This window comes from Lonepinella sp. BR2357 (assembly GCF_051851525.1).
GTDB lineage: Bacteria > Pseudomonadota > Gammaproteobacteria > Enterobacterales > Pasteurellaceae > Lonepinella.
This window is the reverse complement of sequence record NZ_JBPDVG010000035.1, coordinates 1-315: the sequence shown is the minus strand read 5'-3', so window position 1 is coordinate 315 and position 315 is coordinate 1. Positions and strand designations below refer to the sequence as shown.

Sequence of the window (315 nt, the reverse complement as noted above, 5' to 3'; positions counted from 1 at the left end):
CCAAAGATAACCTTACACTCATTGGCAAACAACAAGTCGATATAAGACAAGCGGAAATCAATAGTGAACAAGGCAATGTGGTTATTGGTTCACAGGGAGAAGTGAATATCCATGCAGGCAAGCAACAAGAACAAGTGGCGAGTGCAGTCAAAACCACGCATAAAGGCTGGTTGAGCAAAACCACAGAAATAAAACGGCATTATCACAATATCAGCCAAGTTGAATCTAGTGATATCAGTGGTGAAAATGTGTCTATTTTCTCTGAAAATAAAAGCGTCAATATCAACGGCTCCAATGTTGTCGCCAATCAGAGTT

1 protein-coding gene is annotated in these 315 nt (G+C 40.3%); it reads left to right on the top strand.

Annotation, left to right across the window (positions count from 1 at the left end; genetic code table 11):
* A partial coding sequence (locus tag ACTG7L_RS10810) for a hypothetical protein (RefSeq protein ID WP_439328540.1) occupies positions 1-315 on the top strand: 315 nt, incomplete at both ends.